The organism is Paenarthrobacter sp. NCHU4564 (genome assembly GCF_052156435.1).
In the GTDB taxonomy this organism is placed as follows: Bacteria; Actinomycetota; Actinomycetes; order Actinomycetales; family Micrococcaceae; genus Arthrobacter.
In genome coordinates, this window is record NZ_JBQLIS010000030.1 from 18,792 (window position 1) to 28,113 (window position 9,322).

6 protein-coding genes are annotated in these 9,322 nt (G+C 59.3%); 2 read left to right on the forward strand and 4 right to left on the reverse strand.

What is annotated here, in order from left to right; all coding sequences use genetic code 11:
- Window positions 1–136 precede the first annotated feature (136 nt).
- The gene (locus tag ACSVIE_RS20185) at window positions 137–892 is read left to right on the forward strand and encodes a helix-turn-helix transcriptional regulator (RefSeq protein ID WP_442425026.1); all 756 of its coding nucleotides are present in this window, start codon (window positions 137–139) and stop codon (window positions 890–892) included.
- A 463-nt stretch (window positions 893–1,355) separates the two neighbouring features.
- Here ACSVIE_RS20185 and ACSVIE_RS20190 read toward each other — a convergent pair whose 3' ends face one another.
- The 4 genes from ACSVIE_RS20190 to ACSVIE_RS20205 form a co-directional block, all read right to left on the reverse strand.
- Window positions 1,356–2,567, reverse strand: a complete 1,212-nt coding sequence (locus ACSVIE_RS20190) for an MFS transporter (RefSeq protein ID WP_442425027.1) — start codon at window positions 2,565–2,567, stop codon at window positions 1,356–1,358.
- A gap of 941 nt (window positions 2,568–3,508) precedes the next feature.
- Window positions 3,509–4,720 (reverse strand): M20 metallopeptidase family protein, encoded by a 1,212-nt coding sequence (locus ACSVIE_RS20195; protein ID WP_442425028.1) that lies wholly within the window; start codon window positions 4,718–4,720, stop codon window positions 3,509–3,511.
- 28 nt (window positions 4,721–4,748) lie between these two features.
- Window positions 4,749–6,137, reverse strand: coding sequence for an MFS transporter (locus ACSVIE_RS20200; protein ID WP_442425029.1), 1,389 nt, complete (start codon window positions 6,135–6,137; stop codon window positions 4,749–4,751).
- A gap of 439 nt (window positions 6,138–6,576) precedes the next feature.
- Window positions 6,577–7,836 (reverse strand): MalY/PatB family protein, encoded by a 1,260-nt coding sequence (locus ACSVIE_RS20205; RefSeq protein WP_442425030.1) that lies wholly within the window; start codon window positions 7,834–7,836, stop codon window positions 6,577–6,579.
- A gap of 334 nt (window positions 7,837–8,170) precedes the next feature.
- Between ACSVIE_RS20205 and ACSVIE_RS20210 the strand changes: the two genes are divergently transcribed.
- The gene (locus tag ACSVIE_RS20210) at window positions 8,171–8,605 is read left to right on the forward strand and encodes a RidA family protein (protein WP_442425031.1); all 435 of its coding nucleotides are present in this window, start codon (window positions 8,171–8,173) and stop codon (window positions 8,603–8,605) included.
- Window positions 8,606–9,322: the final 717 nt, after the last annotated feature.

Here is a 9,322-nt window from a genome sequence, read left to right on the forward strand (position 1 = left end):
GTTGAATCTCTTCGCGGTCAAGCGCGATCATTCAGGACTCCCCGTCATCGGCGAAGTACGGGTGCCTTGATAGCAGACTCTAGCCGGGAGAATTTCATCCAGCATCGATGGCCCACAGCCCGCTGAAGGAGCACGGATGACTTACCAAGACCTGACGGGTCCCATGGCTCCAGCTGTGGCCGCCGTACAGGACATGGACGCTGAATCCATCAACCGCGTCTTGCAACTGTTGGTGGCTCCCCTGCAGGCAGCGCTGCCGCAGCCAACCGAAGTGGTCCTGCATGATCTGCAGCGCATCCCTAACACAGTACGGGCGATCGCCGGCGATGTGACCAGGCGCCAGATCGGGGACCCGCCGACCGACAAGCTTTTGGAACGCATCGCCGCCGGCGACCTCCGACACGAAGTTGGTTACCGGTCACTGCTACCCGACGGCCGCATCCTGCAAAGCACAACGATCATCTACACGGACAAAGAAGGCCACGCTGCCGCGGCCCTTTGCCTCAACGCAGACGTCTCATCCTGGGTGGCGCTCCGCTCCACCATGGATCGCTTTGTCCTTGGACAGGAGGGCATGCCTTCCCAACAGCCAGAAGCGATAGCGGACGAAGCCGTGTCAGTCCCCCCGGCCAGCCAACAAAGCGAATACTTTGCCCGCAGCGTTGAGGAACTCTCGGCCCGCCTCATTGACGCAGCCGTCGCGGCTGTGGGCGTACCTGTCAACAAGATGCGCAAGGACCACAAGATGCAAGTGGTTGCCGAGCTGCACCGGCGAGGTTTCTTCCTGGTCAAGCAGGCGGCTGAGACGGCAGCGACCGCCCTCGGGGTCACCCGCTTCACTATCTATAACTACCTCAACGAACTGGGCGAGGACACACAAGAAACCGCCTGAGTCGGAGGGCCTCCAGCGGGCCAGCACGAGCGGCTGTTGGACCGCCTTTGAGCCCTTCGCCCATGCACCGAACTCGTGCTGCTTCCTACCGCGGTTCCCCACCCCTCCAAGCCTCTTGTCCACGATGATTTTTCAGTGGTCGGGCCGTTCTGGATGAGTATTTTCCTGCAACGCCAAGCGTTTGCAGTTGCCACCCAGTAAGACAGCGGCCACTTGCTCCGTTCAGGGGCAATCTCCGAAATGAGCTGCTACCGCGAGAGCTTGTTGGCCTGTGGTCAGGCGGCAAATAACCGCTGGATACTTCCGGTTGGGACGAGGGTGCCGGAACCATTCTCGTGCCACGGACTGTTGTGCTTGCACTCACTGGGCGACCTTCAGCGGCACGGAGATACCGATCGATCGTCCAGTGAATGCAAGGACCGGTGGTCCGGTCATCCATGGTTCTGCAAGTGGCTTTCAACCATTAGTTGGATTCCCGATAGGTGGTGGGGCCACCGCGCAACCGCCGCGCGGTAAGAATCGTCGCCAACACCGTGATAGCGGAAACCACCAATACCGTGGGTGCCAGGGCATCGGAACCGCGTGCCTGCAGGAGGAAACCCAGGAGGGGCGGGACCACGATGGAGCCTGCAAGGGCACTCGCCACGACATAACTGAATGTTTCGCCCCGGGCGTGTCCGCTGGTCATAAGCCAGGTCAGGCCGGTGGGAAAGATTGGGCCGATCATGAGTCCGGCTACCAGGTACGCCCACACTGTTGCTCCAGGTACGACGGCAGCAACAAGCACGGCCAGTGACATACCCACGGAGCTGGTCAAGACGATGCTGGATGCTCGGAAACGAGAGGTAAAGGGGATGGCCGCCACTCTACCGAGAACCATGGCGAGCCAATACCCTGATGTGGCAAGGGTTGCTTCAAACTCTGCGTGGCCCTGATCCATCAGCCGGGTCGGTTCCCAGGTCCCAATGCCCGATTGGACACCGAAATGAGCCACATACAGCACCAAGAACCCGGTGAGCACATAGATCCTCACCCGCACTCCACCGCGTGGCCCTCCGCCCCCTGGCACAGACTCGCCCTTGGGCTCCTTCTGATTGGAAATGCCCCCCAGCCCCGTGCATGCGACCAGCATTAGACCGGCTACGACCAAGAACATGACGGGCCATTGCTGGGTACCCAACAACGCCAGAAGGGCAGGTGCCAGCACCGTCCCTAACCCAAAGCACCCGTGAGCAACATTGACCATGGCGGCCCCGCGGCGGCCATGACCGGTTATGAAGGTCTGGCTAACAAGAGTGTCACAGCAGCCCAGTCCGAGGCCTGCGACGACCGCTCCGGTAAGTACAGCAGCCCATGCAGGGACGATTCCGATGGTCAGTGCCCCTATCGCCAAGGCAAGGAACGCTGACCGAAAGATCGTCCGATACCCTAAACGCCGCAGCAGAAGCGGCACCGAAAGCGCCCCCAGAACGGATCCCGCTGACTGTATCGCCAACGGCAAACCGGCCATCCCTTCATCAATGCCGAAGTCCTTTTGCAGTTGCGGAATGGCTGGCCCGTAGGCCGCCCAAAGCAACCCCAAGCCAGCCATCGCGGCGCAGCAGGCAATGGTGGCACCGCGCGTGAACACCCGCGCGGATTCCTTCATTTCTCTGGTTTCGAGTTGAATGATCATTTAAAGAGTATAAGAGCATCCCTTTGATGGGGACAGTTCGGAGCCGATTACGACCTTGTTAGTTTGGGCACAAACGACACAGGCATCCGGAGTCGGTTCCTGCAGCCCGCTGGCACCGGGCGACAGGGGCGTGGGCGCTCCGTTTCACCGATCAACCCAGCCAGGAGATGAACCACAAGAAGATGGTGTTCCAGCGGACACAGTGCAGGAATCCTGCGGCGGACTTCACATCCGGTCTGTGGGAGCACGGTGGCTCCCGTAGGGTGCTAGAACCAACCAACGTTGGAGATACGCGCTGCCGGAAGCTGGGGCCTGCGTGATACATGCGAAGCCAATCACCGTTGCTATCCAGCAGAGCCGACCACGGGGCTATTTGCTTGACCGGGCGCCCGCCAACTTGTCAACCACAAGATCCTAACTTCCAGGACGGGTCCCGAAAATCATGGACCCGTCCGCCCCGTAGTCCATCCGCCGGGCACCCACCATCGCCCCGGCTGGCAACTGCCAATCCGAAGAGCGGGCAAAGAAAACACGCCCCGATCTGAAGACCGAGGCGTGTTCTAACTATTGGACAGGGACGAGGAACGAGCCAGAAGCGTACACCTACCGGGTGCTCCCATTCCTCCGAGCTCGGTGTGACCATCGAGCGGCGATCTGAGGGCTGTCGTTACTGCTGCGGGATGTGCCCAACATCATGTGTGGTTGAACCTTCAGTGAAAGCTGGTCAGGACAACCATTTTCTCTCCCGGAAAGAAACGTCCCCTATGCAAGTCCTCAGGACCGTGCACGAACGCTTGCCCGGACTCGGGTGTTCTGCCCTAGGAAAACCTGCGCGGGCTTTGCGTCTTGAGGCCAGTGGGCGAGCTGAAGCGCAGTCGCATCACTGGCCCTCAGTCCTCCCTGTTGGTTCGTACCTTTTACCCGGGGCTTTCACTCCCTGACTAGGCGCTTTCTGCCCGCTCCTGAAGCCGATCCAGAGCGAGCATGGCGAGCAGTGCTGCCCCCTGCGGCAGGCAATCTTCGTTGAAGGTGGCTTCCGCGGAATGGTTGAATGGTGCCGCCTCGGGTGGGACGCCGGCGGGTGTCGCGCCGAGGGCGATGAATGCGCCAGGCACCTCATCGAGAATCCTCGAGAAATCCTCTGAGGCGTTCAAGGGAGTCTCAAGTTCGGTGACTGTGGAGCTTGGGAAAAGATCCCTTGCGATTCGAAGGGCGCGTTGAGTCTCCGACGAAGCGTTTACCGTCACAGGGTATAGCCGGGTGTATTGCACTGTCGCCGATGCTCCGTGCGCTTCGGCAATGCGTTGCAGGGTCCGAGCGCACAGTTCCTCAAGCCTGTCGCGCGCGCGGTTACTGAACGATCTGACTGTGGCTTCAAATACGGCTTCGGCCGGTATAACCGCGACTGATTCTCCTCCGCCGGATACTTTCGTCACGGATAGGACCACGGGGTCGAAAACGTCGAATCGCCTCGTGACCATCGTCTGAAGTGCGGTTATCATCTCGGCTGCCACGACGATGGGGTCTATCGCTGAATGCGGCGTGGATCCATGACCGCCGACCCCATGCACGGTGACGGTTAGACGGTCCGCCGCCGCCATCATTGGTCCCGGACGAAGTGCTACAGTGCCGGCGGCGAATCTTCCAGAGAAAACGTGAAGTGCGTAAGCGCCGATGACAAGGCTGCCAGAAAGCTCAAGAAGGCCTTCTTCGACCATGATCCGGGCACCGTCATATCCTTCCTCCCCCGCTTGGAAGACCAGAAGCACGTCCCCAGCGAGCTCCTGCCTACGGTCGCTCAAGAGTTTTGCCGCTCCGAGAAGCATCGCTACGTGCAGGTCGTGCCCGCATGCGTGCATACGCCCGTTGGTGGAAGCGAAGTCCAAGTCGGAACGCTCCTCAATGGGGAGGGCATCCATGTCTGCACGAAGCAAGACAGTGCGGGCACCCGCAGCGGTCGTCCGGCCCGTTCCTCGGATAATTGCGGTAACCCCGCCGGAACCTGGGTGGTACTGACTGTCAATACCGAGTTGACGAAGAGCATTGATAACGAACTCAGTTGTTCTTGGAAGGTCCAGACCGAGCTCTGGGATGCGGTGCAATTCTCTGCGCAGGCTTATCAGCCGGTCGTGGAGGTTTTCAGCATCAAGCACCAGAAGATCGCTGCGGGACGTCGATTCCTTAGTATCCGACACGAGTGGCCTTCGTCTCCTTACCAGGCTGGTCTGAACCTTCTTCGAGAGACGCGCCGCGCGTTTCCTTGATGATCAATGAGGTGATTGCAGAGATGATCAGGAGCGCGATGGTGTATACGGGAAAGAGGTTAAGGCCGCCTCCGGCCGAGAAGAACTGCTGTAGGTATGGCGCGGTTCCGCCGAAAATTGCAACCGCGAGTGAGTAGCCAATCCCGACGCCGGTGGCCCGCATCTGGGTAGGAAACAGTTCGGAAAAGACAGCCGGGAAGATGGACGCTGCCGCGCCAGTAAAAACGGCCAAAGCGGTCAGCGCAATTGTGAGCTGGACGATGCCGAGGGCCATGAACTGGAGGGCGGGGAAGAACAGGAGAGCTTGCATGCCGAAGCCGATCACGAGCACGGGCTTGCGGCCGATTCTGTCGGACAGCTTTCCCCAGAACGGCAAGCTGATGATCAAGGCGATGCTGCCGACGGCGCTTGCCACAAGCGTTTCGCCCCGTTGGTAACCAAGGCTGACCTGGCCGTACGTTGCCGTGTTAACCATGATTGCCCAGTATGAGGTTGTGAAGCCCACGGTAAGGCCAATCACCTTCAGCAGCGCCTGCCGGTGCATCCAGGCGCCCGCAAAGAGCGAAACCTCGGCCGAGGGTTGAGCGTTGGATGTGTCGACGTACACCTCGGTTTCTTGCATGTTGCGTCGCATCCAGAGCGTGTAGAGGCCCAAGACAGCCGCAATAGCGAAGGGAATGCGCCATGCCCACGACTGCATTTGCTCGGCCGAGAAGATTGAGTTCATTGCGGCGCCGACAATTACGGTACAGAGGATCCCAATGGTTCCTGAGATGTAGATCAGGCTCGACCAGAATCCGCGGCGCGCTGCTGGCGCGATTTCCGCGATGAACACCTGCGCTGTTGTTGTTTCGCCACCTGTTGAGAAACCCTGGAGGAGGCGGAAAAGCACGAGCAAAACGGGGGCCGCAAGTCCGATGGTGGAGTAGCTAGGCGTGAAGGCAATACCCGCCAGACCAAGCGCCATAAGGCCCACTGAAAGCGTAAGCCCTCGCTTGCGGCCCAGCCTGTCTGCGAGCCAACCAAAGAAGATGCCTCCGAATGGGCGTGCAATGAAGCCCGCGGCAAAGATGGCCAAGGCCGCCAGCAGACCCGCCGTTGGATCTGTTTTGTCAAAGTACGAACCAGCCACGTAGATGGCGAAGGTCGCATAAATACTTCCGTCGAACCACTCGAGTGCGTTCCCGAAGGCAAGGCCGGTAAGACTCTTGCGTTGTTCCTTTGACAGGCCTTTTCGAGACAGCTCTCCGGACTTTATGTCGACCGAGGAAACTCCGTCGTCTGTAGAAGTCTGCTGCGGACTCATGCGTATCTCCTGCGTTTAGCTTTGGTTGAGGTGGGGAAGGCCGGACCTGCGTCTGGCCCTAGCCGTGATGCATACAGAACTCAGGAGAGTTCATCGGTTGCATCTGGAAGATGGTGAGCGGGCCGTCGATTTATGGTCGAGGTTTCGCCGCTGCGAGGTCTAGCGGTGATCCCGGTTGTAGCCTCTGTAGAGGTCGCGCATGATCTTTTCGATGTCGGGACGTGCTCCAGCTTACACTTATTGTTGATTCAAGTACAATAGAAAGTTGAAAATCTACTCAACAGCGATTTGAAACCAAAGCCCGCTCTCGAACGCTCTGCGCAGAGATTCACCCTTATCTTAATGGCGGCCAGGCCGGCATGGGGGCGGCCTTCTGCATTCGACAATTAAACTGAAACGGGCCCACGGCGAAGTGCCGTGAGCCCGTCGAACGCTGGGGTTAGCGCCGGCGCAGTGCTCGTTCCATTTGGTCAATTGCCTGTTCGATGATTGGACGAGGGGTTGCGAAGACGAATCGAAGGAATCCTCTGCCTGCCTCCCCGGTCGCGGCCCCGTCGGTGAGGGCGACATGGGCTTGTTCCCTGAAGAACGTTGCCGGGTCATCGCCAACATTGAGGTTTCGGACGTCAAACCAGCCGATATAGGTGCCTTCCGGCTTCTGGTATCCAATTTCCGGGATTTTCAGGCGCAACTGTTCGTCGAGGAAAGTGCGGTTTCCATCGAGGTAGGACAGGATGTCCTCCTGCCAGCGGCGGTCCTCGGCGTAGGCGACAGTGTTGGCGATGACGCCGAGGACGCTGCAGGTATGGGATGCGCGGTATCCGATTCTTTCCCACACCTTGCGGTCCGCGTCATTGGTGAGTATGAACTGGGCTGCCTTGAGCCCCGGAATGTTCCAGGCTTTCGAGGCGGAAAACGCAGTCACTGTATGCTCGGCTGTCACCGCTGAGAGGGATGCGTAGGGAATGTGCTGTTGCGGCTCGAAAACCAGCGGAGCATGTATCTCGTCAGCGAAGACTCTTCCTCCATGACGATCCACAACCTCGCTCAGGGCGATCAGCTCGTCTTTGCTGAAGACCCGCCCCAACGGGTTGTATGGGTTGCACAGAATCAGGAGATTGCCCCCTGCGCGGAATGCCGCGTCCAATGCGTCCAGGTCAAACTGCGCCTTTCCGTCAACCATTGCCATGGGAACCTGAATGACGTCGCGGTTTACGTCACCTGGCACAGTCAAAAACGGCATGTAGGCAGGAGTCGGGACAATGACAGGCGAGCCTGGCCGGGAGTAGTGCTCAATTGCCAAGCGGGTGGCATACGTTACGTCCGAAATGGGATGGATGTCCTCCGCCGGAATCTCCCACCCATATTTATCCTTGGCGTAGCTCGCTGTTGCGACAGACATTTCATCCGCAAGGGACTTCGGGAGGTATCCCAGAAGCGGTCGGTCTACGGCTTCATGCAGAGCACGTTGAATGCCCGGGGAAGTCCCAAAATCCATTTCCGCAAAGAAGGAACCGATGGTTCCCGGGAAGGCCGTCCATTTGTAGCTACCCCGACGTCGGAGCTCTTCAATTGAGATGCCGTCAAGTTCAGATGACAGTGGCATGATACTTCTCCAGTCGATGCTAGTGGTTCGTTTCCGCAGCGGGTTTGAGGCATCGGCATTCGCACATCGCGTGCGCTGACGCTGTGACCTCAAGAATGCGACTCTCCCGCTAGTCCCTCAGTTTCACCGAAGTGGCGCCGAGGATTTCCCGGTACCCAACGGAAGGACAAACTACGGCCGGGCCCTCACCATTACGTGGCGCACTGGCCGTTGCCGATTCTCCCAAGGCTTCAGAAGCGGAACTCAGTTCTTTGTTGAACCTTAGCCGCCTCCCCTCCGGTTATCAACCGTTGGTTGATTCAATATCAACATACTGTTGTATGCGCCGGGTGGTCGATGTAATACTGGGCTTCCGCCGCGCTTGAGCGATACAGCCCGCGGCTGTACAGGTGTCATCTGACAAAAACCACTTCCAGGAGTTTCCAAAATGACCGTTGTTTCTTCGCCCAGTTCTGCAAAGCCACGCTACGAAGCCGTCAAGAGGGTCGGCGAATGGATCTTCGTCTCCGGTCAGCTGCCGGTAATTGACGGTCAGCTCTCGACCGGAACCGTAGGCGCCGACGTCGACGTCGACACGGCCCGCCTCGCCGCCGTAGCGAGTGCGCGAAGCTGCATTGAACTGGCCCGAGGTGTCGCCACGGCTGCTGACAACTTGGAACTTGTGCAGATTCGCGGCTACGTCGCATCCACTCCAGCGTTCATTGACCATCCAGCCGTTATTGACGCCGCTTCGGACATCTTCCGCGAAGCACTCGGGGCTCGGGGCGAACATGCACGAGTCGCCATTGGTGTTGCTGCCCTTCCGAAGGGTGCCTGCGTGGAGGTGGAGGCGCTCTTCATCGATAGAGCCGTTACCGACTGAAGCAGGGCTGCCCCCGCCGGGCCAACCGCCGCTTCCGCGATCCGACGAGGCCGACAGAAGATGGTGGCCGTGAACCATCGGCCGCGCAATCCTGGCAGGGTCATCGGGGGCGTCGCATGCCGGGAACTGCCGGCCATGGGTTTGGGGGATTGTCGTGGGGCCATCTGTGGCAGTAGGGGCCCCGCGGGTTGTCTGCCGATCGAGCAATGGCAGAGGGGGTCTTTGGCGGCCAAGACGACGATCAAGAATACGCCTCGGTCGTGCCGGTGTCTTTCCGGGGCTGGAGTACCACCGGGCCCAAATGGTCTGATGTGTGCCAGCTGGGGCACCCACGCCATTATCTGATGGTCGCTTTTCCTGGCAGTTTGCCCGCCGGACGCCCAGTAGCCAACGCGTCATCGGCTTCTCGGCAAGAGGCGAAGCGTCGGTGATTCCCGCGTAGCTGTCCCGGCGTCGCAGAACCAATTGGAACCAAAATAGCGTGGGGGAAACCGCAGCAACTTCTTGCTGTTGCGCAGATCACCTTCGGACGATACGCTCCATAGCATATATTGGTTGGATTGATATGGATTGGTTCGCAATGAAGTTAGCACATGGATCTGGTTTGGATGCCAAGGTGGGTATGCAGCGACGCGCCCGTTTTGGTAGCTTCATTGGGACCGCCATTGAGTGGTACGACTTTTATCTTTACGGGACGGCGGCGGCGCTGATCTTTCC

Bases quoted from the DNA above. Each gene is read 5' to 3' on its own strand.
- ACSVIE_RS20200 (WP_442425029.1), bottom strand. From the start codon at position 6,137: ATGAGTCCGCAGCAGACTTCTACAGACGACGGAGTTTCCTCGGTCGAC.
- ACSVIE_RS20185 (WP_442425026.1), top strand. From the start codon at position 137: ATGACTTACCAAGACCTGACGGGTCCCATGGCTCCAGCTGTGGCCGCC.
- ACSVIE_RS20190 (WP_442425027.1), bottom strand. From the start codon at position 2,567: ATGATCATTCAACTCGAAACCAGAGAAATGAAGGAATCCGCGCGGGTG.
- ACSVIE_RS20210 (WP_442425031.1), top strand. From the start codon at position 8,171: ATGACCGTTGTTTCTTCGCCCAGTTCTGCAAAGCCACGCTACGAAGCC.